The 23745-nt window shown below is 63.8% G+C and carries 23 protein-coding genes; 10 read left to right on the top strand and 13 right to left on the bottom strand.

Going from position 1 to position 23745, the window contains the following annotated elements:
- Positions 1 to 93: 93 nt before the first annotated feature.
- From UB31_RS18530 to UB31_RS18565, 8 genes are all read right to left on the bottom strand, one after another.
- Complete coding sequence (locus UB31_RS18530; protein WP_045010194.1) at positions 94 to 1422, bottom strand: IS1182-like element ISBrsp9 family transposase; 1329 nt, start codon at positions 1420 to 1422, stop codon at positions 94 to 96.
- A 266-nt stretch (positions 1423 to 1688) separates the two neighbouring features.
- A complete protein-coding gene (locus UB31_RS18535) occupies positions 1689 to 2384 on the bottom strand; it encodes a branched-chain amino acid ABC transporter ATP-binding protein (protein WP_045001237.1) in 696 nt (231 codons plus the stop codon).
- Positions 2377 to 3111 carry an ABC transporter ATP-binding protein gene (locus UB31_RS18540; protein WP_045001238.1) on the bottom strand — a complete coding sequence of 245 codons (735 nt, stop codon included), beginning with the start codon at positions 3109 to 3111 and terminating at the stop codon, positions 2377 to 2379. The genes UB31_RS18535 and UB31_RS18540 overlap by 8 nt, the downstream gene beginning before the upstream one ends.
- Positions 3098 to 4192 (bottom strand): branched-chain amino acid ABC transporter permease, encoded by a 1095-nt coding sequence (locus tag UB31_RS18545; RefSeq protein WP_045011938.1) that lies wholly within the window; start codon positions 4190 to 4192, stop codon positions 3098 to 3100. The genes UB31_RS18540 and UB31_RS18545 overlap by 14 nt, the downstream gene beginning before the upstream one ends.
- Before the next feature lie 32 nt (positions 4193 to 4224).
- Complete coding sequence (locus UB31_RS18550) at positions 4225 to 5445, bottom strand: substrate-binding protein (protein WP_045001240.1); 1221 nt, start codon at positions 5443 to 5445, stop codon at positions 4225 to 4227.
- Between the two features lie 4 nt (positions 5446 to 5449).
- A complete protein-coding gene (locus UB31_RS18555) occupies positions 5450 to 6307 on the bottom strand; it encodes a branched-chain amino acid ABC transporter permease (RefSeq protein WP_045001241.1) in 858 nt (285 codons plus the stop codon).
- A 36-nt stretch (positions 6308 to 6343) separates the two neighbouring features.
- Positions 6344 to 7858: an amidase gene (locus tag UB31_RS18560; RefSeq protein WP_045012017.1), complete on the bottom strand. Its 1515-nt coding sequence runs from the start codon at positions 7856 to 7858 to the stop codon at positions 6344 to 6346.
- 168 nt (positions 7859 to 8026) lie between these two features.
- Positions 8027 to 9208 carry a substrate-binding domain-containing protein gene (locus tag UB31_RS18565; protein WP_045011939.1) on the bottom strand — a complete coding sequence of 394 codons (1182 nt, stop codon included), beginning with the start codon at positions 9206 to 9208 and terminating at the stop codon, positions 8027 to 8029.
- 179 nt (positions 9209 to 9387) lie between these two features.
- Here UB31_RS18565 and UB31_RS18570 point away from each other — a divergent pair, with 179 nt between their 5' ends.
- Positions 9388 to 9822 (top strand): MarR family winged helix-turn-helix transcriptional regulator, encoded by a 435-nt coding sequence (locus tag UB31_RS18570; RefSeq protein ID WP_045001243.1) that lies wholly within the window; start codon positions 9388 to 9390, stop codon positions 9820 to 9822.
- 204 nt (positions 9823 to 10026) lie between these two features.
- On the opposite strand, the gene secA is transcribed toward UB31_RS18570, so the two are convergent.
- Positions 10027 to 12867 carry a preprotein translocase subunit SecA gene (gene secA / locus UB31_RS18575; RefSeq protein ID WP_045011940.1) on the bottom strand — a complete coding sequence of 947 codons (2841 nt, stop codon included), beginning with the start codon at positions 12865 to 12867 and terminating at the stop codon, positions 10027 to 10029.
- Positions 12868 to 13221: 354 nt separating this feature from the next.
- On the opposite strand from secA, the gene UB31_RS18580 reads away from it, so the two are divergent.
- From UB31_RS18580 to UB31_RS18590, 3 genes are all read left to right on the top strand, one after another.
- Complete coding sequence (locus UB31_RS18580; protein ID WP_045011941.1) at positions 13222 to 14139, top strand: peptidylprolyl isomerase; 918 nt, start codon at positions 13222 to 13224, stop codon at positions 14137 to 14139.
- Between the two features lie 131 nt (positions 14140 to 14270).
- Entirely contained in the window at positions 14271 to 15512 is a 1242-nt protein-coding gene (argJ, locus tag UB31_RS18585; protein WP_045011942.1) for a bifunctional glutamate N-acetyltransferase/amino-acid acetyltransferase ArgJ, read from the top strand.
- Positions 15513 to 15517: 5 nt separating this feature from the next.
- Complete coding sequence (locus tag UB31_RS18590; protein ID WP_045011943.1) at positions 15518 to 15928, top strand: (deoxy)nucleoside triphosphate pyrophosphohydrolase; 411 nt, start codon at positions 15518 to 15520, stop codon at positions 15926 to 15928.
- Between the two features lie 21 nt (positions 15929 to 15949).
- Here UB31_RS18590 and UB31_RS18595 read toward each other — a convergent pair whose 3' ends face one another.
- Complete coding sequence (locus UB31_RS18595; RefSeq protein ID WP_045011944.1) at positions 15950 to 16795, bottom strand: methyltransferase domain-containing protein; 846 nt, start codon at positions 16793 to 16795, stop codon at positions 15950 to 15952.
- Between the two features lie 105 nt (positions 16796 to 16900).
- On the opposite strand from UB31_RS18595, the gene UB31_RS18600 reads away from it, so the two are divergent.
- The 5 genes from UB31_RS18600 (at position 16901) to UB31_RS18620 (ending at position 19764) form a co-directional block, all read left to right on the top strand.
- Complete coding sequence (locus UB31_RS18600; RefSeq protein WP_045012018.1) at positions 16901 to 17215, top strand: NIPSNAP family protein; 315 nt, start codon at positions 16901 to 16903, stop codon at positions 17213 to 17215.
- Positions 17216 to 17280: 65 nt separating this feature from the next.
- Positions 17281 to 18078: a ComF family protein gene (locus UB31_RS18605; RefSeq protein ID WP_045011945.1), complete on the top strand. Its 798-nt coding sequence runs from the start codon at positions 17281 to 17283 to the stop codon at positions 18076 to 18078.
- A 47-nt stretch (positions 18079 to 18125) separates the two neighbouring features.
- Positions 18126 to 18401: a glutaredoxin 3 gene (gene grxC / locus UB31_RS18610; protein WP_045011946.1), complete on the top strand. Its 276-nt coding sequence runs from the start codon at positions 18126 to 18128 to the stop codon at positions 18399 to 18401.
- Positions 18398 to 19276 (top strand): carbon-nitrogen hydrolase family protein, encoded by an 879-nt coding sequence (locus tag UB31_RS18615; protein ID WP_045011947.1) that lies wholly within the window; start codon positions 18398 to 18400, stop codon positions 19274 to 19276. The genes grxC and UB31_RS18615 overlap by 4 nt, the downstream gene beginning before the upstream one ends.
- Positions 19273 to 19764 carry a DUF1178 family protein gene (locus tag UB31_RS18620; protein ID WP_045011948.1) on the top strand — a complete coding sequence of 164 codons (492 nt, stop codon included), beginning with the start codon at positions 19273 to 19275 and terminating at the stop codon, positions 19762 to 19764. The genes UB31_RS18615 and UB31_RS18620 overlap by 4 nt, the downstream gene beginning before the upstream one ends.
- Here the strand turns inward: UB31_RS18620 and UB31_RS18625 are convergent.
- The 3 genes from UB31_RS18625 to UB31_RS18635 form a co-directional block, all read right to left on the bottom strand.
- Positions 19761 to 20660, bottom strand: a complete 900-nt coding sequence (locus tag UB31_RS18625; protein ID WP_045011949.1) for an EamA family transporter — start codon at positions 20658 to 20660, stop codon at positions 19761 to 19763. The two genes, UB31_RS18620 and UB31_RS18625, sit on opposite strands and share 4 nt — an antisense overlap.
- 177 nt (positions 20661 to 20837) lie before the next feature.
- Positions 20838 to 21611, bottom strand: a complete 774-nt coding sequence (gene ubiG / locus UB31_RS18630; protein ID WP_045011950.1) for a bifunctional 2-polyprenyl-6-hydroxyphenol methylase/3-demethylubiquinol 3-O-methyltransferase UbiG — start codon at positions 21609 to 21611, stop codon at positions 20838 to 20840.
- A gap of 14 nt (positions 21612 to 21625) precedes the next feature.
- The gene (locus UB31_RS18635) at positions 21626 to 22093 is read right to left on the bottom strand and encodes a PH domain-containing protein (protein ID WP_045011951.1); all 468 of its coding nucleotides are present in this window, start codon (positions 22091 to 22093) and stop codon (positions 21626 to 21628) included.
- Positions 22094 to 22264: 171 nt separating this feature from the next.
- Between UB31_RS18635 and UB31_RS18640 the strand changes: the two genes are divergently transcribed.
- Positions 22265 to 23521 (top strand): aspartate kinase, encoded by a 1257-nt coding sequence (locus UB31_RS18640; RefSeq protein WP_045011952.1) that lies wholly within the window; start codon positions 22265 to 22267, stop codon positions 23519 to 23521.
- Positions 23522 to 23745: the final 224 nt, after the last annotated feature.

Here is a 23745-nt window from a genome sequence, read left to right on the forward strand (position 1 = left end):
CCTGAGAGCTTGTGACGCTTTTACTTGTTCGGAACGGAGTGGAGTTTCTTGTCGCGGTAAATGGCGGGTCTGAGTTCGTCGATGAGCTCTCGTTTATGCGCTGCGGAGGCGGTTGCCTTGCAGGATGTTGTTGGTGAGGGCGTACCAGAGCACGACGGCGCGGACCTTTTCGATCCCGCGCACGGTCAATTGCCGTAGGTTCCAGTTGCGCCAGCGGGCATGGATGCACTCGCATATCGAACGGGGCTTGTACCGGGCCTTGCCCTCTTTGCTCGCCATCCGCGCACGCCAAGCCAGTACCCCCGCGCCGTCGCCGCGTCGCGGCAGGTAGGGGTCGGTGCCGTGCTTGGATTGAGTGGGCGGGCAAAAAACCTCTATGCCCTCGGCATGCGCCCACTCGATGTCTTCCGCACTGCCAAAGCCGCCATCGACGAGATGGTCTTTGGGCAGGCCGCCAGGGCGCGTGCGCTGCCGCTCCAGCATGGGCCGCATCAGCCCGCGGTCGGACCCCGTGTTGCATACCTTAACGTCAGTGACGAACTGCTCGCCGGCCGCACTCGTCACCTGCACGTTGTAGGCTGGGCGGAAGCCGCCATCCGCCATCTTCATGACCCGTGCATCGGCGTCCGTCGTCGACGCGCGCGGCTCCTTCGGCGTCTTGCCATTGCCTTGCTTGCTCTCGCGTTCCTTGCGCTGCTGCTTGATCTCGGCAAGCGCCGCCTGCGCCGCTTTCACGCGCGCGCTGCGTTCCTCCGCGGCTCGCTCCTTGGCTGCCCGGGCGCGCTGATTGCTGGCGTCAGAGCGCACGTCGACTTCGCGCTTGAGGTCTTCCACCACCGTCTCAGCCAGGGCCAGATGCCGCTCGAGTGTCGCCTCGCGCCGGAACGAGGCGGCTCCCGCGCTGGCCCGGACCCGCACCCCGTCCTGCGCCAGTGTCGCCAGATTGACGAGACCAGCCTTCGCCAGCGCCGCCAGATGCTCGCTGAGCAGCCGGTCCAGCAGGTCGGCGCAACCGACCCGGAAGTCCGCCAGCATGTGATAGTTCACCGACACCCCGCCGCACAGCCAACGATAGGCATCGTGGCTCTCGCACAGTCGCTCCAATGCTCGCGCGCTGCCGACGCCCTCGCTGGTGGCTGAGAGCCACAGCGCCAGCAAAAGCCGCGGCGAGGTCGCGGGGTGACCGGGGCGGTCGCCCCTGGCCTTGATCCGGTTCTCCAGCTCACTCAGATCAAGCTCTTCGACATAAGACCAGATCAGGCGCACCGGATGGTCTTCCCCGATCAGGCTCTCGATATCCACCGCTCGCAACGCGATCTGGTCGCGCTGTGGCTCACGCAGCCGTGGCGCGCCGAGCGGCGCCGCGTCGGCTTCAGGCTTCGATTGCGCCGGCAGATCACCGAACAATTCATCGGCAGCCATCTTCGCCTCCCGCCAATCCATCATCGCCAGAGAATCACATGCCACCGGCATTCGGACAGATTTACCTGGCACGCTGCCAAAAAATCACACGCTCTGAGGTGGCCGTTTCTTCAGCGGCCCTCGAAGGGCGACGGCCCGGCTGACAGCTCGGCCGTGCATCCTTCGAGGCTCCCCATGCACCGCTTCGCGCCGCATGGCTCGCACCTCAGGATGACGGGGCTGGCAGGGGACGCGTTGCGAGGGATTTGAAGCTAACGGCTGCCCCTCTACGGCGCCAGATACCGCAGCAGCTCCGGATTTCCCCGCACATCACCCGCCGCGCCTTGCAGCGCGACCCTTCCGCGATCCAGCACGTAGGCGTAGTCGGCGACACGGAGCGCGAGGTCGAGGTGTTGCTCAACGATGATGACGGCGATGTTTTTCGCGAGCTCGATCAGGCGTTCGGTGATCTCCTCGATCACGCCGATCCAGACGCCTTCCGTGGGCTCGTCCAGCAGCAGTAGTTTTGGATCGCCCAACATGGCGCGGCCGATGGCGAGCATCTTGCGCTCACCGCCGGAGAGCGTGCCGGCGGGTTGGTCGAGGCGCTGACCGAGCTTTGGGAAGATGGTCAGCACGTGGTCGACGGCGTCGGCCTTGCTGCTCGCGAGCGAGCCGACCGCGAGATTGTCGCGCACCGACAGGCGCGCGAATACCGAATGTTCCTGCGGCACATAGCCAATGCCGGCGCGCACGCGCTCCTGAGTCGCGCGGCGGCTGATGTCGCGGCCGTCGAAGGCGAGCTCGCCCTTCCACGCCGGCAGCTCGCCGACGATGGTCTTCATCAGTGTGGTCTTGCCGGCGCCGTTGCGGCCCAACACGGCAACGCCGCCCCGCCAGGGAATGCCGAGGTTGACGTCGAACAGGACCTGGCTGCGGCCATAGCCGGCGTCGAGATGCTTGATGTCCAAAAATTCAGGCACGGCGCAGATAAATCTCCTGGACGGCCTTGTTGGCCTGGATCTCGGACACGGTGCCGGACGCCAGCACCTTGCCCTGGTCGAGCACGGTGAGGCGATCACAGATGTCGCGGATGAAATCGAGATCGTGCTCGACGATGACGAGCGAGCAGTGCTGCTTGATCGGCTGGAGCAACTCACCGGTGACACGGCGCTCTTCCAGGCTCATGCCGCCGGTCGGCTCGTCGAGCAGCAACAGTTTCGGCTTGCCAGCAAGTGCCATCGCGATCTCCAGCCATTGCTGCTGGCCGTGCGACAGTGCCGCGGCTGCGTCGAACGCACGGTCGACGAGGCGAAACTGCGTGAGCATGGTCATGACCTGATCGTGCAGCGCGCCTCTTGTGCGCGAGAACACGAGGTCGAACAGCGAAGACTGCGCCTGCAACGCGAGCAGGATGTTGTCGTATAGCGTCAGCGTCGGCAGCACGGAGGTAATCTGGAACTTCAGGCTCATGCCGGCGCGGGCACGCTCGGTCGGCGTGAACGCGGTGATGTCGGTGTTGATGAAGGAGACCTTGCCTTGCGTCGGCACCTCGGCGCCGGCGATACACTTCATCAGTGTGCTCTTGCCGGAGCCGTTCGGACCGATCAGGCCATGAAACTCGTTCTCGCCGACGGTCAGCGCCGCGCCGTCGAGCGCGGTGAGCTTGCCGAACACCTTTCTGACACCGACAGCTTCAAGGAGCGGCATTGCGCTTCTCCTTACGGCTGGCACCAAAGCTGCCGACCCGCTCGCGCTCGCCCAGCACAAAACTGATCAGGCCGAGCGGCCGGAACAGGATCACGAGCAGAAGCAGCACACCAAGGATGATCGGCCAGATGTCGCGGTAATTGTCCGAGAGCCAGAAGCTGACGCCTTCGACGATGATAGCGCCGATGACGGCGCCGATCAGCGTGCCGGAACCGCCGAACAAAACGTAAAGCACGACCTGGGTCGAGACGACGACGCCGACCATGTTGGGCCAGACGAAACCTTCGTGGAACGCATAAAGACTGCCGGCCAGACCCGCGACGGCGCCACCGATCGCGAAGATGATCGCCTTGAGATGCTGCGCCTTGTAGCCGAAGAAGGCGATGCGCTGCTCGTTCTCGCGCAGGCCTGCGAGCGCCAGGCCGAATTGCGAGCGCACCAGGAAACGGCAAAGCAGATAGACGACGACGAGAATGCCGAGCACGAGATAGTAGAAGGGCGGCCCTTCAGAGAATTCGTAGCCGCCGAGCGTCATCGGCGCGATCGAGGGGATACCGTTCTGGCCGCCGAGATAATACCAGCCGCGCGCGAGCCGATCGGCGGCGTATGATCCCGTCAACGTGCCAAGCGACACGAAGATCACGCTGGAGGGATGCCGTCCCAGCAGCAGGAAGCCGCCGAGCAGGAGCGCGAAGGCGAGACCGATGATCGTTCCCGCAGGGAGCACCAGGAAGATGTTGGTGATGTCCAAGTCGCGCGCGAGCAGCGCGACGCCATAGCCGGCCGAGCCGAAGAACAGGGCCTGACCAAAGCTCATGATGCCGGCATAGCCCCAGACCAGGTCAAACGACAGCGCGAACAGCGCGAGGATGATCACGCGTGTCGCAAACACTGTGAGATAGTCCTGCAGCACCAGCGGGGCGACCAGCGCCGCGACAAGCACAACGACCTCCACGATCGGCAGGACCTTTCGTCCTGCCGCGACCTGTCCCGCCGCTGCGCTTTCAGCCATCGCACCGTCCACTTCATCGCCGGCGTCGGCGACGATGGCCTGCTTTACCACACTCATGGACTTCGGCATTCCGCCTCAGCATTCCTCTCTAGCATGGCTCTCTAGCACTCCTTGGGATCGACGAGCCCGTCGCTGCGTCCGACGATCTCGTAGTTCCCGGCCTTGGCGACCGCGGTGTACATCTTCATCTTGCAGTGCCGTTTGCCCGGCACCATCTCGGCCGGTCCGCCCGGACCTTCGGCGATCTTGGCGTGATCGAGCGCGGCGGCGACGGATTCGCGGTCGACCTTGCCGGCTTCCTTGACGGCGGCTTCCCACAGCTTCAGACCGCGATAGGTGCCGGTCGCCGCACTGCCGGCGGCGAACAGGAAGTTGCCGGGGAAATCCTTTTCATAGGCCGCCTGAATTTTCGCGTTGAACGCATCCTCCTTGGTCAGCACCTTGAAATAATCGAGACAGCTTGCGAGCCCCTCGATCTCGGCCGCCTGGTTGATGTTGAGGGTGTTCTCGTCATAGTAGACGCAGGCGAGCCGACCGCCGTTCTTGAGGAAGCCCGCTTCATAGAGCTGCTTGAAGAAGGGGCCGACGCCCGGCGGAATGACGGTGTTGAAGACGACGTCAACCTTGTTGGAGATGATGCGGTTGACGGTCGAGGAGAAGTCGACCTGGTCGAGCGGATAATATTCCTCGAACACGACCTCGCCGCCGTTGGCTTCGATCACCTTGCGGGCATAGACGTTGAGCGTGTGCGGCCAGACATAGTTGGCGCTCGGCAGAGCAAACTTCTTGCCACCGTTCTTGATCAGCCAGGGGATGAAATCGTCGCATTGCTGCGCCGGCGTCGGCCCGGTGCAGAACAAATAGGGCGTGCACTCCTTGCCTTCGTAGAGCTGCGGGTAGATGTAGAGCGTCTTGCCGCGCGCCACGATCGGATCCTTGATCGCGTTGCGCATCGATGAGGTGATGCCGCCCAGAACCATGTCGACCTTGTCGCGCTGGATCAGCTTGCGCACGTTGCCGACGGCAACGGATTCGTTCGACGCGGTGTCCTCGATGTAGAGCTCGAGCGGACGGCCGAGCAGGCCGCCGGCATCGTTCATCTGCTTGATCAGCATCTTGGCGACGTTGGCGTCCGCCGTACCGGCATAGGCGATCGGGCCGGTGAGGTCGGTCGCGATGCCGACCTTGATCGGAGCCTCTGCGGCGTTGGCCCAGGGAGCCGGGATGACCCAGCTACCGACGCCGGTCGCGACCGCGCCGGTGGCAAAGGCAAAATTGCCGAGAAAGCGGCGACGGGTGAGATTGGTGCGATCTGCAAACATTGGACTAAACCCCTTTTCCAGCGATGAGGCCCTGTGGCCGGAATTTGATGAAGACAATGGCAAGGACGAAGACGAGGACGTCGGCGACGACGGGCGCCATCACCCATGGCAGCGCGGCGCTCAGCGTGCCGATGACACCGGCGCCGGCGACCGGCCCGATAAAGGAGCCGACGCCGCCGACCATGACGGCGACAAAGCCCTGGATCAGGAAGCGCAGGCCGAGGTCGGCGAACAGGCTGAACACCGGCACGATCAGCGCACCGGCAAGCCCGGCGAGCGCCGCACCGAACGCGAAGGTCGCGCCGTAGATCAGCGGCGTGGAGATGCCCGACGCCCGCGCCAGCGACGGATTTTCCAGCGTGGCGCGCACGCGCAGGCCGAAGCTGGTGCGCGACAACAGGAGATAGCAGCCCGCCATCACCAAGAGCGTGATGATGATGATGGTGAAGCGCCAGGCCGAGATGTGCATGGCGCCGATGTCGATCGAGCCACCGATCGGCTCGGGCACGGTGAGATAGAAGCCGCCGATCAGGCCGCGCACGGTCTCGCGGATGATCAGGCCGAGCGCATAGGTGCCGAGCATGGCGACGATAGGCGCAGCGTAGAAGCGCCGGATGATCAGCGCCTCCAGCACGAAGCCAAGCGCGCCGACCGCGAAGGGCGCCGCAACCATGCCGGTCCAGATCGGCAGGCCCTTGGCGTAGGCGAGATAGGTGATGTAGGCCCCGAGCAGGACGAACTCGCCCTGCGCGAAGTTGAAGATGCCCATCATGCTGGCGATGATCCCGAGCCCCAGCACGATCAGGACGATGATCGCGCCAAAACTCAGGATCTCGAACGCCGCGACGAACGCGTTAGCCATATGATGCTGTTCCGTCCGTCTGCATGAGTTCCTCGCTCACATCTTCTTCCAGTCGCCGACCTGCTCGAAAGCATGCGCGGCGCGATAGATGGTGGATTCCTCGAACATGCGACCGACCAGCATCAGGCCAACGGGCAGGCCGTCGACCATGCCGCAAGGCAGCGACATCGCGGGGTGATGAGTGATGTCGAACGGTGCGGTGTTGGAGATCATCTCCAGCGCGCGAGCGACATAGTCTTCGCGGCTGGCCGTGGGCTCCGGCAGCTTCGTCGCCTTCATCGGCGTCGTCGGCAGCAGCAGCAGATCGTAGTCTTTGAACGCCTTGTCATAGGCCGCGGTGAGGCGGCGCGAGATATTGAGCGCCTTGCCGTAATAGCGCGGACCAAAATTGTTGTTGATGTAGGTGCCCAGCAGCAGGAACAGTTTTGTGGTCTCGGACAGCGAATCCGCCTGCCGCCGCCAGCCGCGATGGAAATCCATCAGCGAGGTCGAATAGAGGTCGGAGCGGGAGAGGCCATAGCCGTCGCCATACATCATGGTCTGGGTCATGCCTTCGGTGCCGATCGGCGTCCAGATCGCGGGGCCCAGGAGGTGCATCGGGATCGAGACCGTCTCGACGGTGGCGCCGAGATCCTTGAAACGCTTGGCGGCCTCGCGCACGCTTTCATTGACAGCGGTTTCCGCGTTCGCCTGCTCAAAGCCTTCCTTGAGGATGCCGATCTTCATGCCCTTCACGCCCTGACCTAGCGCCTTGGTGTACTCCTCGACCTTCGGCGCCTTGATGCGAGGATCGTAGCCGTCGTCGCCGGCGAGGACTTCCAGCAGCAGCGCGTTGTCGGCAACTGTCGCCGTCATCGGGCCGGTGTGGTCGACGAAGACCTCGATTGGCATGATGCCGGTATAGGGCACGAGGCCCCAGGTCGGCTTCATGCCGTAGGTGCCGCAGAACGAGGACGGCATGCGGATCGAGCCGCCCTGGTCGCCGCCGATCGCCATATCGACCTCGCCGAGGGCGACGACGACGCCTGAGCCCGAGGACGAGCCGCCGGCCGAATAGCCCATCTTGTGCGGATTATGCACCGCGCCGACCGCGCCGGTGTGGCTGCCGCCGGACATGCAGAAGGATTCGCAATGCACTTTTCCGGCGATTTCGGCCCCGGCATCGAGCATGCGGGTGACGATGGTGGCGTCGAAATCGGGGACGTAGCCCTCAAGCGTCGCCGAGCCGTTCATCATGGGAACGCCGGCGAGCATGATGTTGTCCTTCAGCGCAACCGTCTTGCCCTTGAGCTTGCCGGAGTTAGCGCCCTTCACGGTCGATTTGCGATACCAGGCGTTGCGCGGGTTCTCCTCCGCTGACGGCCGATAGCCCGGCGTGCGCGGATATTTCACCTCCGGCACCTCGTCCGGCATCGCGCCGACGAGATTGTAGGCCTCGATCGAGCCCTGCATCAGGCCGCGGAACGAGGTAACGTCTTCATCGGTCAGCGCGAGGCCGCACTGCTCGGCGACGCTGCGAAGCTGGGCTGGCGTGGGAAGGACAACTGTCACGGCGCTCTCCTTGAGGCTTCTTGATCCCTGGCTTTGGACGGACAGCCGCTCGGGCCGCGCCTGCACGGCGCGGGGCCAATCGGCGTCGCGTCGATATTACAGACGGAAATATTTTCCTTTTCAAGTATTATTTTGGATCGAGCTCGTGTGCAGATTGCCTCGCCGGCATCAGACCGGCTTGATCAGCTTGAAATCGAGGCCGTCGGCTTCGGCGAGATACATCTGCATCCGGGCATGGCCGTTGCGAACGGTGACCGGGCCGCGCGCGCCGCCATAAACGATGTTGCGCCCCGCTGCGAGCATCGGCCCCATCGCCAATGTTCCAGCCTTGTTCGCGACGGCTTCGAGGAAACGCAGCCCCTCATAGCTGGATTGACCGAGCGAGCCGATCGGCGCGGCGTTCGGCCCGAACATCAGATGATAGCGGCTTTGAAAATCATCGTTGGCCCGCGAGCCAATTCCGGGGAAATAGCCGGACGCACAATACATGTTCTCGCTGTTGTCGGCGCCGATGCCGAGCAGGACAGTTTCGTCCATTGCACCGGCGAGCCGCAGGGTCGTCGCGGCAAGGCCGCATTCGCCGAACGCGCGATTGAAGGTGATGCTATCGGTGCCGATCAGGGAAATCAGCACGACGTCCGGCCGCGCGGCGCGGATACGCTCCAGATGCGGCTCGTGGTTGTCTTCGCCGAGCGGAACGAACTCCTCGCCGACCACGTGCCCGCCGGTTTCCTTGATGTAGCGCTTCACCGCGCGGTGCGACTGCCAGGGCCAGACATAATCGCTGCCGATCAGATACCAGCGCGCCGCCTTCTTGACGTCGGCGAGCCAGTGGATCGAGGGCCGGCTCTGCCAGCGCGGCGTCTCGCCAATCGCCATCACGCCCGGCGTGCGCTCGCCACCCTCATAGACCGGCGTGTAGATGTAGGGAATGCGGTGGCGCGTGGTGACCTTGCGCAAGCCGACGCGAACCGCGCTGGTGTGCAATCCGACGATGAGATCGAGCTCATCGAACGCGATCGCCTGCTCGGCGCGGTTCAGGATCTCATCAAGCGGGCCGCCGGCGTCGTAGATAGAAAGCTCGATCTCGCGCCCGAGGATGCCGCCGCGCTTGTTGATCTCGGCGACCGCGAGCTGCGCAGAGTTGGTCGCGCACGGCCCCCAGACTCCGGGCGAACCGCTACAGCAGATGAAGCCACCGATGCGCAGCTTGCTCGTGCCGCGCCGCCTGAGAAAGGCATGATCGGCCGGCGACAGCGCGCCATCGGCCGCCGACGACAGATTCCTGAACAGCAAAGACGGCGGCAACGCCGGACCGCCGTGAGCCGGGAAGTTTACCGTCGCGCGCACGCCAACTCCTGTCTGGTGCCAGACCTGAAAGCCTATTGAGCAGGCGGCCGCGGCTTCCGCCCTTTTGTTGTGCAATCATCCTATTTTGAAAATATTGAATATTCAAGAATTGAAGTGCATATAGATGCAGCATTGATTGCAAGACATTCACTCATTTGGGTCAAGACGAAGTCTTAGCCGTGGCAAAACCGAACGCTCCGATCACCGAACACCTCGCTTATCTGCTCGCGCAAGCCAACCGGGAGATCAACCGGCAGTTGGAACTGCGGTTGAGCAAGGAAGGCGTGCCCGTCGAGCAGTGGCGCATCCTCAAGGTTCTCTCCGATGGCAACGGCCATTCGATGGGCGAGCTTGCGGATGCCGTGCTGCTCAACCATCCGACGCTGACCAAGATGATCGACCGCATGGTCTCCGACACGCTGGTCTATCGCGTGCAGGATCCCAATGACCGCCGCAAGGTCCTGATGTTCATCTCCGACCGCGGCAAGGTGCTCAGCAAGAAGCTCAACACGCTCGCGGTGGACCAGGAGGAGCATATCCTGGAGAGCTACGGCAACAAGTCGACGAGCGAGTTGAAGCGGCTGTTGGAGAGTCTGATCGACAGCTCGAATTGAGGCTGTTCGTTTTAGGTAGGATCTCTCACTCGTCGTCCCGGCGAAGGCCGGGACCCATAACCACAGGATTAAGTTTGGCGAAGGCAGCTAGTTGCGCTGCTTCACGCGGTACAACGACCGCATGCTCTCGATAGATTCCGCGGTATGGGTCCCGGCCTTCGCCGGGACGACAGCGGAATATGCGACGACAGCAGAGCTTAGCGGCTAGCCGTACCGCCCGTGGCAGTGCTTGTACTTCTTGCCTGAGCCGCACGGGCAGTCCTCGTTGCGGCCGATCTTGCCCCACGATGCCGGGTTCTTCGGATCGCGAAGGGTGGCATCGGTGGCCTGCGGGGCGAGTGAGACGTTGGCGACGGCCATCTCGTCCTCGCCGGTGTTCGGGTCAAACTTGTGCGCTTCCATCGGCGGCAGGATGGGCGCTTCCTGCTCCGGCGGGACGATCTCGACCCGCATCAGCTGCGCGGTGACGGCCTCGCGTAAGTGAGCGCTCATCTCCTGGAAGAGGTTAAAGGCTTCGGTCTTGTACTCCTGCAACGGATCGCGCTGGCCGTAACCACGCAGACCGATGACCTGACGCAGATGGTCGAGCATGATCAGGTGCTCGCGCCAGAGGTGGTCGAGCGTCTGGAGCAAAATGGTCTTCTCGACGTAACGCATCACGTCGGGGCCCCATTGCGCGACCTTCGCGGCCATGTGCTCGTCGGCGCGGGTCTCGATGCGCGTCAGCAGCTCCTCGTCGGCGATGCCCTCTTCCTTGGCCCAGTCCTGGACCGGCAGGTCGAGATCGAGCACGCGCTTCAGCTCTTCCTTCAGGCCAGCGACGTCCCACTGCTCGGCATAGGCATGCTCGGGCACGTGCTTGGCGACGAGGTCGTCGATGAAGGCGTGGCGCATGTCGGTGACGGTCTCGACGACGCTCTCGTCCTTCATCAGGTCGACGCGCTGATCGAAGATCACCTTGCGCTGGTCGTTCTGGACGTTGTCGAACTTGAGCAAATTCTTGCGGATGTCGAAGTTGCGCGCCTCGACCTTCTGCTGCGCCTTCTCGAGCGCCTTGTTGATCCAGGGATGGATGATGGCCTCGCCCTCTTGCAGGCCGAGACGCTGGAGCATGCTGTCGAGGCGGTCCGAGCCGAAGATGCGCATCAGATCGTCTTCCAGCGACAGGAAGAACTTTGAGCGGCCGGGGTCGCCCTGCCGGCCGGAACGGCCGCGGAGCTGGTTGTCGATGCGACGGGATTCATGCCGCTCGGAGCCCATGATGTAGAGACCGCCCGGCTTCGTCACGGTCTTGGCGGGCTTGTTGCCCTTCGCCGGCTCGATCTCGACGGTCTCCTCGGCCTTCAGCACGATCTCGCGGAAGCGCTCGACGTCGGCCTTGATCTGCTCGATCTTCTTGGCCTTCTCGGCCTCGTCCTCGATGCCCGCAGTCTCCTTCGGGATGCGCATCTCGAGCGAGCCGCCGAGCTTGATGTCGGTGCCGCGGCCAGCCATGTTGGTCGCGATCGTGATCGCGCCGGGCACGCCGGCTTCGGCGACGATATAGGCTTCCTGCTCGTGGAAGCGCGCGTTCAGGACCGCAAACAGCTTGGCCTGCTTGCCGGCGCGCGCCGCGGCATAGAGCTTGTCGAGCGCGTTCTCCTTGCCGAAATCGATCTGCTTGTAGCCGTTCTGCTTCAAGAATTCGGCGAGCACTTCCGACTTCTCGATCGACGCGGTGCCGACCAGCACCGGCTGGAGCCGCGAATTGGCGCGCTCGATCTCGGCGAGGATGGCGACGTATTTTTCCTTCTGGGTGCGATAGACTTCGTCGTCCTCGTCGAGGCGGCCGACCGGCACGTTGGTCGGGATCTCCACGACCTCGAGCTTGTAGATGTCAAAGAGCTCGTCGGCTTCGGTCAACGCCGTGCCGGTCATGCCGGCGAGCTTTTCATACATCCGGAAATAGTTCTGGAAGGTGATCGAGGCTAGCGTCTGGTTTTCCGGCTGAACCTGCACATGCTCCTTGGCTTCCAGCGCCTGGTGCAGGCCTTCCGAATAGCGGCGGCCCTGCATCATGCGTCCGGTGAACTCGTCGATGATGATGACCTCGTCGTCGCGGACGATGTAGTCCTTGTCACGCGTGAACAGCGTGTGGGCACGCAGCGCCTGGTTGATGTGGTGCACGACGGAGACGTTCTCGACGTCGTAGAGCGATTCGCCCTTGAGCTGGCCGGCGTCGCGCAGCAGCGTCTCGATCTTCTCCATGCCGGCTTCGGTCAGCGTCACCGTGCGCTGCTTCTCGTCGACGTCGTAGTCGGTCTTGTCGAGCTTGGGCAGGAAGCCGTCGATGGTGTTGTAGAAGTCGGAACGGTCGTCGAGCGGGCCGGAAATGATCAGCGGCGTGCGCGCCTCGTCGATCAGGATGGAGTCGACTTCGTCGACGATCGCGTAGAAGTGCGGCCGCTGGACCATGTCCTCGAGCCGGTACTTCATGTTGTCGCGCAGATAGTCGAAGCCGTATTCGTTGTTGGTGCCGTAGGTGATGTCGCAGGCATAGGCCGTCTTGCGCTCGGAATCGTCGAGGCCGTGGACGATGACGCCCGTGGTCATGCCGAGGAAGCCGTAGATCTGGCCCATCCAGGCGGAGTCGCGGCGGGCGAGGTAATCGTTGACGGTGACGACGTGGATGCCCTTGCCGGCGAGCGCGTTGAGATAGACCGCAAGCGTTGCAACCAGCGTCTTGCCTTCGCCGGTCTTCATCTCGGCGATGTCGCCTTCATGCAGCACCATGCCGCCGAGCAGCTGGACGTCGAAATGGCGCTGGCCGAGCGTGCGCTTGGCGGCCTCGCGCACGGTCGCAAAGGCCGGCACCAGCAAATCGTCCAGCGTCTTGCCCTCGGCAAGCTGCTTCTTGAAGTCGGCGGTGCGGCCCTTGAGCTCCTCGTCGGAGAGCTTGATGAGCTCCGGCTCCAGCGCGTTGATCGCGCTGACGCGGGACTGATATCCCTTCACCCGCCGGTCGTTGGCGGAGCCGAAAAACTTGCGGGCGAGCGCGCCGATCATGCCTAGTTCCTGTGTTCGCGATTTAACCGCATTGCAGCCAAGAGGTTGTCACCCGCTTGCCCATCAACTCACCGTGACGCCCGATGACGCCTGAGCCCGAACTGCTGGGGGTCATCCGCCATATGGGTGGGAATTGAGCAAGCCTGGGTTCAACGGCCAAAAACGCAGCAAAATAAACGCCATCGCCATGGTCGCGACCGGGCAGAGATATGGCCCGGTCAGGGCCTTGTCAACGGCAGCCGCATTGCGGCTAATTCATCATTTTGACAGACTTTTCGCGTTGCCAAGCCCCCCTGAATTGGGCGAGTGTCCGCCCCGCTCGAGCAGCCCCCTGCTTCAACAAAAGGATTTTCCATGACCACCTCGTTCCCGGTAACCAAAACCGGCCTGCGCTTCGGCCTCGCCACCGCCCTCGCGGGCTGCCTTGCGCTGGCGCTGATCGCGGGTCCCGGCCGGGCTGCCGATGATCCGGTCCTGGCGAAGGTCAATGGCGCTGACATCAAGAAGAGCGACGTCGCCATGGCCGAAGAGGAACTCGGGCCGAGCCTCGCCCAGATGGACCCGGCGACCAAGGACGAGAACGTGCTGTCCTTCCTGATCGACATGAAGATCGTGGCCAAGGCCGCCGAGGACAAGAAGGTCGCCGACGGCGAGGAGTTCAAGAAGCGCATCGCATTCGCCCGCAACCGCCTGCTGATGGACAGCCTGCTCGCCCAGGAAGGCAAAGCGGCGACCAACGACGACGCCATGAAGAAGGTCTATGAGGAGGCCTCCAAGCAGATCACCGGCGAGCAGGAAGTGCGCGCCCGCCACATCCTGGTCGAGACCGAGGACGAGGCCAAGGCGGTGAAGGCTGAGCTCGACAAGGGCGCCGATTTCGCCGAGCTCGCCAAGAAGAAGTCCAAGGATCCGGGCTCCGCCGACGGCGGCGACCTCGGCTTCTTCACCAAGGAGCAGATGGTGCCGGAATTCTCCGCGGTCGCCTTCGCGCTCGAGCCGGGCAAGATCTCCGACCCCGTGAAGTCGCAGTTCGGCTGGCACATCATCAAGGTCGAGGAAAAGCGCAACCGCAAGGCGCCGGACTTCGAGCAGGTCAAGGCCCAGATCGAGCAGTACGTCACCCGCAAGGCCCAGGCCGACTATGTCGCCAAGCTGCGCGCCGAGGCCAAGATCGAGCGCACGGACCAGCCGGCGGATGCGGCCAAGGACGCCAAGCCCGCCGACGCGGCCAAGCCGGCCGACAGCAAGATGGCACCCCCCGCCAAGAAGTAAAAATTTGCTGTCACTTCGGTGACGCCAAGAGTATCTAAGCATCGCAATGGCCGGGCAAAAAGTGCGAAGCACGTCTTCGCACTAGATGTCCCGGCCATCTGCATATCCAGACCTCACCAAGGCGCCCCGCGATGTCCTCTTCCGTCTCCCCGCTCGCTCCGAAAACTGTTCCCGACATGCCTGCGATCGCGGGAATCCGTCTCGCGACGGCCGAGGCCGGCATCCGCTACAAGAACCGCACCGACGTGCTGCTGGCGGTGATGGACAAGGGCACCGCGGTTGCGGGCGTTTTCACCAAGTCGAAGTGCCCGTCCGCGCCTGTCGAATGGTGCCGTGCAAAACTGAAGGGCGGCAAGGCCCGCGCCCTCGTCGTCAATTCCGGCAACGCCAATGCCTTCACCGGCAAGACCGGCCGCGGCTCCACCGCGCTGACCGCGAAGATCGCGGCCAAGGCCGTCGGGTGCAGCGAGAGCGAGATTTTCCTGGCCTCGACCGGCGTGATCGGCGAGCCGCTGGACGCGACCAAGTTCGACGGCGTGCTCGAGCGCCTCGCCGAGAGTGCCGAGCCCGGCGATTATCTCACCGCGGCCAAGGCGATCATGACCACTGACACCTTCCCGAAGGTCGCGACCGCGACCGTCAAGCTTGGCAAGGCCAAGGTCACCATCAACGGCATGGCCAAGGGCGCCGGCATGATCGCCCCCGACATGGCGACAATGCTGTCGTTCATTTTCACCGACGCGCCGATCGCGCCCGGCGCCCTGCAAGCATTGCTCAAGAGCGGCGTCGAGGACACGTTCAATGCAGTCACGATCGACGGCGACACCTCGACCTCCGACACCCTGCTGGCGTTCGCGACGGGCGCCGCCGCCGAGCACGGTGCGCCCAAAATCAGCCGTGCCAGCGATCCGCGCCTGAAGGCGTTCGTCAAGGCGTTCCACCAGGTGCTCGCCAATCTCGCCGAGCAGGTGGCGCGTGACGGCGAAGGCGCGCGCAAGCTGGTCGAGATCACGGTCGAGGGCGCGGTTTCGAAGGCATCGGCGCGCAAGATCGCGATGTCGATCGCCAATTCGCCGCTGGTGAAGACTGCAATCGCCGGCGAGGACGCCAATTGGGGCCGCGTGGTGATGGCGGTCGGCAAGGCCGGCGAGCCGGCCAATCGCGACAAGCTCTCGATCGCCTTCAACGGCATCCGCGTCGCCAAAAGCGGCGCGCGCGATCCGTCCTATGACGAGGCGCAGGTGTCGGAAGCGATGAAAGCCCCGGAGATCGCGATCAAGGTGTCGCTCGGCCTCGGCAAGGGCCGCGACCGCGTGCTGACCTGCGATCTCACCAAGGAGTATATCGCGATCAACGGGGATTACAGGTCGTAATCCCCATGACCGATCTCAAGCTCACACTGGTGGTGGCTTGCGCGCTGGTCGATGCCGACAAGCGCGTCCTGATCGCGCAACGCCCTGAAGGCAAGACGCTGGCCGGCCTCTGGGAATTTCCCGGCGGCAAGTGTGAGCCCGGCGAACGGCCGGAGCAGAGCCTGATCCGCGAGCTCGCGGAGGAGCTCGGCATCACGGTCGCCGAGCCGTGCCTCGCGCCGCTGACCTTCGCGAGCTATGCCTACGAAACTTTCCATCTCCTGATGCCGCTCTACATCTGCCGGCGCTGGGAAGGCACGGTCACGCCGCGCGAAGGCCAGACCCTCGCCTGGGTCCGCGCCAACAAGTTGCGCGACTACCCGATGCCGCCGGCAGATATTCCGCTGATCCCGCATTTGATTGATTTGCTGATGTGACGCTGGACCTCATCCCAAGGATCAGGTCTCCCTCGCCTTCTTCACGGCCTCCGCCAGGCTCGCCTTGGCCGAGCCGGGCTTGAGCGGCTGCTGCTGGCTCGCATGCGGGGCCCAGCCGGAGAGCCAGATGATGTCGAAGGTCGCACGGATGCGACCGTCGGCATCGGCAAAACGCTCGGCGTAGATTTCGGCCATCCGCAGCAGCGTCGCGCGCCGGCTCGGTGTGCGGCGCCGCTCGATCATCACGTTGGCGGCGCCCATGCGGCGGAGATCCTGCATCAGCGCAAACGCGTTGGCATAACGCACCACGACGCGGTCGACGTCAGTGACCGGCAGTGCAAACCCCGCCCGCTGCAACAGCGCGCCGATGTCGCGTAAATCCGCGAACGGCGCAACGCGCGGCGACACGCCGCCCTCGCGTTCGGCTTCGGCGGCGGCAAAGGCCTGGCGCAGCTCGGTCAGGCTGTCGCCGCCGATCATCGCCGCCAGCAGCAAGCCATCCGGCCTCAGCGCGCGACGAATTTGCGCGAGGACGCCCGGCAGATCGTTGACGAATTGCAGCGCCAGCGCCGAGACGACAAGATCGAGGCTTTCGGGCTGCAGTGGAAGCGTTTCCGACCGATCGACATCGATACGGACGATCGATCTGAAGCGATCTGCCAGCGGTTTCCGCAGCAATTCACGCGGCGTCCAGACTTCCGCGACGTTGGAAAAATCCCGCATCACCGCCTGTAGGCGCTCTTCCATGTCTTCCGCGACGCGGTCGAACAGAAACGTGACGGGCTCGCCGCGCCGCGCGCGGTCCTGCCGCGCGCGCAGCAATGCGCGGTCGAACAGGATGGGCGCGGCGGCGGGGTTCGAAACCATGCCAGTTGGTACGACGGTCAGAGCTCCATCTCAATCCCTCTTCATGGGCGCTTGCGGCCAAGCTACAATGAGCACCAGATTCGCGGCGCACCGGAGCATCAGACGATGATCACTTGTTACCTGCGATACGAGGTCCATCTGGACAAGCTCGCCGATTTCGAAGCTTACGGCAGGATGTGGCTGGACCTGGTGCCAAGATTCGGCGGCGTCCACCACGGCTACTTCCTCCCATCGGAAGGGGCGAGCGACGTTGCGCTGGCGATGTTCAGCTTCCCGAGCCTCGCGGCCTACGAACAGTACCGGAAAGACAGCGCCGCGGATCCGGACGTTCAGAAAGCGATCGCCTTCGCAAAGCAAACGCGCTGCTTCACCCGCTATGAGCGCTCGTTCTTCCGCCCCGTGTTTCCGAAAGAACCGTAAGCCGGGCACGGACAAGAACAGCCCATCGACTTGAGCGTGACGCCGGACGGCGCTAGCCTTGCCCGATGGACGCCGAGGCATCACCACCACGTTCCATTTCGAGCCATCTGCGCGGCGCGCTCGGCGCCTGCCGCGATGCGTTTGCGCATCTTCCGCGGCTCGCACTCGACATTGCCCTGCCGACTCTGTGCGTATCCTGCCGCGAACCGGTCGACGGCGAAGGCGTTTGCGCGGCCTGCTGGGCAAAACTGTCGTTCATTGCCCCGCCCTATTGTCCGCGGCTCGGTATCCCCTTCGTCTATGACCCCGGCCCCGACATGCTGTCGATGGAGGCCATCGCGAGCCCGCCGGCCTACCAGCGGGCGCGCGCGGCGGTGCGTTATGACGACGTCGCGCGCACGTTGGTGCATGCGCTGAAATACCAGGACCGCACCGATCTGGCGCCGGCCATGGGCCGCTGGATGGCGCGCGCGGGCGGCGAATTGCTCGCAGGCGCCGACATGCTGGTGCCCGTTCCCCTGCATTGGCGCCGGGCCTGGCGACGCCGCTACAACCAGTCCGGAGCGCTGGCGCGAATCATCGAACGGCAGAGCGGCGTGAGGCTGCGGGGCGAGGTTCTGCGCCGGGTGCGGGCGACCGAGCAGCAGATCGGCCTGTCGCGGGCCCAGCGCGCCACCAATGTGCAGGGCGCATTCCAGGTATCCCCGGACCGTCAGGCCGAGGTTCAGGGCCGCCGTATCGTCCTGATCGATGATGTCCTGACCTCAGGCGCGACGCTGGATGCCTGCGCGCGGGCCCTGCTCCGCGCCAAGGCGGCCCAAGTGGACGTGCTGGTCTTCGCCCGGGTTGTGGAGACCCGGTGAAGTCCCATATAATTCAATGAATTCATGACATGAGAGCGCCAGACAACATGACCGCTGCTGTCGAGATCTACACCAGGCCCGGCTGCGGCTATTGTTCCGCCGCCCGATCGCTTTTGTCCCGCAAGAAGGCGACCTTCACGGAATTCGACATCGCCAAGAACCCGTCATGGCGCGACGAAATGTACGACCGTGCCGGCGAGGGCTCGACCTTCCCGCAGATTTGGATCGGCGGCACCCATATCGGCGGCTGCGATGACCTCTACTCACTCGATCGCGAAGGCAAGCTCGACGGCATGCTCGAGAGCGTGAAGGCCGTATCATGAGCGAGGATCGCACCTTCACCGCGGCCATGATCCAGATGCGCACCGGCCTGATGCCCGAGCCGAGCCTCGCGCAGGCCACGAAGCTGATCCGGCAAGCGGCTGCCAACGGCGCCGACTACGTGCAGACGCCCGAAGTGAGCAACATGATGCAGCTGAATCGCAAGGCGCTGTTCGAGCATCTCCAGAGCGAAGAGGACGACACCTCGCTCAAGGCGTACCGCGCGCTCGCGGCGGAGTTGAAGATCCACATCCATGTCGGCTCGCTGGCGCTGCGCTTCTCAGAGGAAAAAGCGGTGAACCGCTCCTTCCTGATCGGGCCCGAGGGCAATGTGCTCGCGAGCTACGACAAGATCCACATGTTCGACATCGAGCTGCCGGACGGCGAGAGCTATCGTGAGTCCGCCAATTACCAGCCGGGCGAGACCGCCGTGATCTCCGACCTGCCCTGGGGCCGCGTCGGGCTGACGATCTGCTACGATGTGCGCTTTCCCGCGCTCTACCGCGCGCTGGCGGAAAGCGGTGCATACTTCATCACCGTGCCCTCTGCCTTCACCCGCAAAACCGGCGAGGCGCATTGGCACATTTTGCTGCGTTCGCGCGCGATCGAGACCGGTTGCTTCATCTTTGCGGCGGCGCAGGCAGGCACCCACGAGAACAAGCGTGAGACGTTCGGCCACTCGCTGATCATCGACCCCTGGGGCGAGATCCTCGCCGAGGGCGATGTCGAGCCCGGCATCATCATGGCCAAGATCGATCCAGCCAAGGTCGAGACGGCGCGCCGGGCGATCCCGTCGCTCCAGCACGGCCGCCGCTTCGGCGTCGCCGACCCCAAGGCGGGGCCGGACCATCTGCATTTGGTGCGGGGATCGGCATGATCCGCTACGCGCTCCACTGCGACCACGACCACGCGTTCGAAAGCTGGTTCCAGAGCTCGTCCGCGTACGATTCGCAGGTGAAGCGCAAGCTTGTGACCTGCCCGATCTGCGGTTCGGCCAAGGTCGAGAAAGCGATCATGGCGCCGCGCATTGTCGGCAAGAAGGGCCGTGGACGTGCAACCGCGCCGCCTGAGCCCACCGCTGAGACCACGACCACCACGCCGGAGGCTGCGCCGTCCGGATCGACCTCGCTGATGATGGCGCAGGAGCGCGAGCTGCGCACCAAGTTGAAAGAGCTGCGCGACCACATCGTCAAGAACGCCGACAATGTCGGCGAGCGCTTTGCGAACGAAGCCCGCGCGATGCATTACGGCGACAAGGAGCATCGCCCGATCTATGGCGAGGCCTCGCCCGACGAAGCAAAATCGCTGATCGACGAGGGCATTGAAGTCTCGCCACTGCCGACGCTGCCGGAAGACCGGAACTAGAACCCCACCAGCACCGCTACGCCGATCACGATCAGCGCGATGCCGAAAATCTCACGCGACGCGATCGGCTGCTTGAACGAGTAATACGCCACCGCTTGTGCGAACAGCACCTCGATCAGCGCGAGCGTGCGGACATTGGCGGCGGCCGTCAACGCGAACGCCAGGAACCAGAATTGCGAGGCGAACGCGCCCATGAAGCCGGCGAGCAGCGACGGCTTCCATAATCCCAAAATCGCCTGAAGTACCTTTGGCGCGCGCCAGAGCAGATAGATTGTCAGGATCAGCGTCTGCACGAACAGGCCGAGCACCAGCGTGAACGACGCTGCCGTCACGAAGGATACGCTCGGTACGTTGATAATCGCGCCGCGAAAGCCGACCGCTGAGAGCGCGAATGCTGCGGCTGCGACGAGGCCGGTGATGGTCGGCTTCAGCTCCGCAAAACTCTTCTCACCGCCGGGCCGCAGCGCGGTGATGACGACGCCGACGGTCGCGATCACGATCGCCAGCACCTTGAGCCAGGTCAGGTGATCGCCGAGGAAGACGAAGCCGAAGATCGCGGTCTGGATCGCCTCGGTCTTCAGGTACGCCGTCGTCACCACGAAGGAGCGGTCGTTCATCGCAAGCAGCATCAGGCCCGTCGCGACAATCTGGCTGAGTGCGCCGAGCAGCAGCCACGGCCAGAACACAGACGGAGGCATGCCGATGTGATCGCCGGAGGCGACGAGTACCACCGCGAGAAACAGCAGAGAGAACGGGAAGCCGAACAGGAAGCGGATATTGGTCGCGCCCCAGGTCCCCAGCGGCTTCGTCAGCGATCGCTGCATCGCATTGCGCGCGACCTGCCCGGACGCGGCAATGATTGTGAAGGGAATCCAGAGGCTGGTGACGGTGAACATGGGTGGGGGCGTTTGGGCAGGAGAGGATTTGCGGCCAACCTGCCGCTGGCATTGCAGCAGGTCAATCACGCCCACGTCATAGGAGCGATGCTCTCGCCACAAACTCAGTGTCGTCCCCGCGAAGGCCGGGACGACATCGAAGTTGTGGATACAGCGAGGCCTTTACGGACTGCCCCCTCACACCATCCGTTCCGCCACGACCATGTAGTTCACGTCCATGTCGGAGGAGAGGGTCCATTTGTCGGCCAAGGGGCTGTAGACGACGCCGGTCTGCTCGGTGATGACGAGGCGGTTGTCCAAAAGGTATTTCGTCAGCTCGTCGGGGGTGACGAACTTGTTCCATTCATGGGTGCCGCGCGGCAGCCAGCGCAGGACGTATTCGGCACCGACGATGGCGAGGGCGAAGCTCTTCCAGTTCCGGTTCAGCGTCGAGACCACCATCAGGCCATTCGGCTTCAGCATCGACGCGCACCGCTTCAGGAAAACGCCGACATCAACGACGTGCTCGACCACCTCCATCGCCAACACGATGTCGAAACGCTCGCGCGGGTCGATCTCTTCGACCGTGGTGCAGCGGTAGTCGATCGACAGATGCCCCTTGTCGGCATGGAGCTTGGCGGCCGCGATGTTGCTGACCGACGGATCCACGCCGATGACCTGCGCCCCCAGCCGCGACAGCGGCTCGCACAACAGGCCGGCGCCGCAACCGATGTCGAGCACGCGCAGGCCGCCGAGGCAGTTGAGGCTGCGCACGTTGCGTTCGAACTTGCGACAGGCCGCATCGCGGATGTAGCCGAGCCGCAGCGGATTGATCCGGTGCAGCGGCGCCATTTTGCCCTTGGGGTCCCACCACTCCGCCGAGAGTTTCGAGAATTTTGCGATCTCGGCGGCGTCGACGGTCGAGCCCGGCTGGGCGCTTTCGGCTGCGGAAGTATTTTGCTGCATGCTCATGGATATGCGCGGTCCTAGCGCGTGGTGATCGAACTACGGAAAGCGAGCGGCGAGGCGATGGTCGTGATCTTCTCGATCCCCTCACCCACACCCCGGATGGTCACGTCGCCATAGTTGAGAATACGTCCAAGAATCGACTGGTCGACGTCGACACTCTCGACCTTGTCCAGCGCCATCTCGAAGGTGCGGCGTTTGATGAACCCGGTCTTGTGCACAACCCGCAGATTGGTGACGTCGGTCTCGGTGGTGAAGCGATGGAACCAGCCCTTCACGGTCCAATACAGGGCGGCCAGCGCCACGAGGCCCGAGCCGAGCAGACACAGCACCATCGCGCTGTAGATGTCGATCTGACGGGAGGCTACGAACAGGCCTAAGGCCACGATCCAGGCCAGGATAGCCGGAAAATAGAAGATCCAGTGCGCATTGGTCGAATACAGCACCCGCTCGCCCGGTTGCAGGATCTCGTCGATATAACGCGCCATGATCTCGGTTAATCCATTACCCCCAAAGGCCTGCCGACCCCGCGCCCTGCCCCCGCAGGAACCCGCTTGCCCCCGGCCCCGCCGCTAGGTATACGCGCGGTCGGTAGCCGCAGGGCATCCGTCCAGCGCGGGTCACCATACTTATCCTTAAGAGGGAATGCACGCGTCGTCATGAGCCGCCTCGTGATGAAATTCGGCGGCACATCCGTCGCCAACATCGAACGTATCCGCAACGTCGCACGCCATGTGAAGCGTGAGGTCGACGCCGGCCACGAGGTGGCTGTGGTCGTCTCCGCGATGTCCGGCAAGACCAACGAGCTGGTGGCCTGGTGCACCGAGGCCTCGCCGATGCACGACGCGCGCGAATACGACGCCGTCGTCGCCTCCGGCGAACAGGTCACCTCGGGCCTGCTCGCCATCGCGCTCCAGGGCATGGGTATCCAGGCCCGCTCCTGGCAGGGCTGGCAGATCCCGATCAAGACCAGCGACGCCCATGCCTCGGCCCGGATCGAGGACATCGACGGCACCGAGATCATCAACCGCTTCAAGGAGCGGAAGGAAGTCGCCGTCATCGCCGGCTTCCAGGGCATCAATCCTCTGACGAATCGCATCACCACACTCGGCCGCGGCGGCTCCGACACCTCGGCGGTGGCGATCGCCGCCGCCGTCAAGGCCGACCGCTGCGACATCTACACCGACGTCGATGGCGTCTACACCACCGACCCGCGAATCGTGCCGAAGGCCCGCCGGCTCGACAAGATCGCGTTCGAGGACATGCTGGAACTGGCCTCCCAGGGTGCGAAAGTGCTCCAGGTGCGCTCGGTGGAACTCGGCATGGTCCACAACATGCCGATCTTCGTCCGCTCGAGCTTCGACAAGCCCGAGGATATCGACCCGCATGCCAACAAGCCGCCCGGCACGCTGATTTGCAGTGAGGAGGAGATCATGGAAAACCACGTCGTCACGGGCATCGCCTTCTCGAAGGACGAGGCCCAGATCTCGGTCCGCCAGATCGAGGACAAGCCCGGCGTGGCGGCGTCGATCTTCGGCCCGCTCGCGGACGCCAATATCAACGTCGACATGATCGTTCAAAACGTTTCTGAAGACGGCAAGACCACCGACCTCACCTTCACGGTGCCGGCCGCGGACTATAATCGGGCCAAGGATACGATCACCGCCGCCAAGGCCACGATCGGCTATATCAGGCTCGACACCGCCACCGACGTCGCCAAGATTTCGGTGATCGGCAGCGGCATGCGCAGCCATGCCGGCGTCGCCGCCCAGGCGTTTTCGGCCCTCGCCGGACGGAATATCAACATCCGGGCCATCACAACTTCCGAGATCAAATTCTCGGTTCTGATCGACACCGCCTATACCGAGCTTGCGGTGCGCACCCTGCACACGCTCTACGGTCTCGATCAGGCTTAGACTAATTTTCTCTTAGCGGTCGCAGCAAACGCGAAGGTGTACACACCTTCGCGTCTGGCAGGCGTTTTGCTTGGCAAAACAAGCCCCAATTCGCTATACGGCGAACAGGGTGGGCTGCCACAAACTGTGCCCCAGTGGAGGCGGTGCTGATTCGGCTCAGGCGACGGTCCTAGCGATCGCTTGGGGCCGGCGCCGGATGAGCAAATTCGTTGTTTTTCTGGATT

It is taken from the genome of Bradyrhizobium sp. LTSP849, from assembly GCF_000938255.1.
In the GTDB taxonomy this organism is placed as follows: Bacteria; Pseudomonadota; Alphaproteobacteria; order Rhizobiales; family Xanthobacteraceae; genus Bradyrhizobium.

What these genes read in the sequence shown, in the direction of transcription:
- UB31_RS18530 (WP_045010194.1), bottom strand. Translation starts at nt 1,422, where the DNA reads ATGGCTGCCGATGAATTGTTCGGTGATCTGCCGGCGCAATCGAAGCCT.
- UB31_RS18540 (WP_045001238.1), bottom strand. Translation starts at nt 3,111, where the DNA reads ATGCCGCTCCTTGAAGCTGTCGGTGTCAGAAAGGTGTTCGGCAAGCTC.
- UB31_RS18545 (WP_045011938.1), bottom strand. Translation starts at nt 4,192, where the DNA reads ATGCCGAAGTCCATGAGTGTGGTAAAGCAGGCCATCGTCGCCGACGCC.
- UB31_RS18550 (WP_045001240.1), bottom strand. Translation starts at nt 5,445, where the DNA reads ATGTTTGCAGATCGCACCAATCTCACCCGTCGCCGCTTTCTCGGCAAT.
- UB31_RS18555 (WP_045001241.1), bottom strand. Translation starts at nt 6,307, where the DNA reads ATGGCTAACGCGTTCGTCGCGGCGTTCGAGATCCTGAGTTTTGGCGCG.
- secA (WP_045011940.1), bottom strand. Translation starts at nt 12,867, where the DNA reads ATGATCGGCGCGCTCGCCCGCAAGTTTTTCGGCTCCGCCAACGACCGG.
- UB31_RS18580 (WP_045011941.1), top strand. Translation starts at nt 13,222, where the DNA reads ATGACCACCTCGTTCCCGGTAACCAAAACCGGCCTGCGCTTCGGCCTC.
- argJ (WP_045011942.1), top strand. Translation starts at nt 14,271, where the DNA reads ATGTCCTCTTCCGTCTCCCCGCTCGCTCCGAAAACTGTTCCCGACATG.
- UB31_RS18590 (WP_045011943.1), top strand. Translation starts at nt 15,518, where the DNA reads ATGACCGATCTCAAGCTCACACTGGTGGTGGCTTGCGCGCTGGTCGAT.
- UB31_RS18595 (WP_045011944.1), bottom strand. Translation starts at nt 16,795, where the DNA reads ATGGTTTCGAACCCCGCCGCCGCGCCCATCCTGTTCGACCGCGCATTG.
- UB31_RS18600 (WP_045012018.1), top strand. Translation starts at nt 16,901, where the DNA reads ATGATCACTTGTTACCTGCGATACGAGGTCCATCTGGACAAGCTCGCC.
- UB31_RS18605 (WP_045011945.1), top strand. Translation starts at nt 17,281, where the DNA reads ATGGACGCCGAGGCATCACCACCACGTTCCATTTCGAGCCATCTGCGC.
- grxC (WP_045011946.1), top strand. Translation starts at nt 18,126, where the DNA reads ATGACCGCTGCTGTCGAGATCTACACCAGGCCCGGCTGCGGCTATTGT.
- UB31_RS18615 (WP_045011947.1), top strand. Translation starts at nt 18,398, where the DNA reads ATGAGCGAGGATCGCACCTTCACCGCGGCCATGATCCAGATGCGCACC.
- UB31_RS18620 (WP_045011948.1), top strand. Translation starts at nt 19,273, where the DNA reads ATGATCCGCTACGCGCTCCACTGCGACCACGACCACGCGTTCGAAAGC.
- UB31_RS18625 (WP_045011949.1), bottom strand. Translation starts at nt 20,660, where the DNA reads ATGTTCACCGTCACCAGCCTCTGGATTCCCTTCACAATCATTGCCGCG.
- ubiG (WP_045011950.1), bottom strand. Translation starts at nt 21,611, where the DNA reads ATGAGCATGCAGCAAAATACTTCCGCAGCCGAAAGCGCCCAGCCGGGC.
- UB31_RS18635 (WP_045011951.1), bottom strand. Translation starts at nt 22,093, where the DNA reads ATGGCGCGTTATATCGACGAGATCCTGCAACCGGGCGAGCGGGTGCTG.
- UB31_RS18640 (WP_045011952.1), top strand. Translation starts at nt 22,265, where the DNA reads ATGAGCCGCCTCGTGATGAAATTCGGCGGCACATCCGTCGCCAACATC.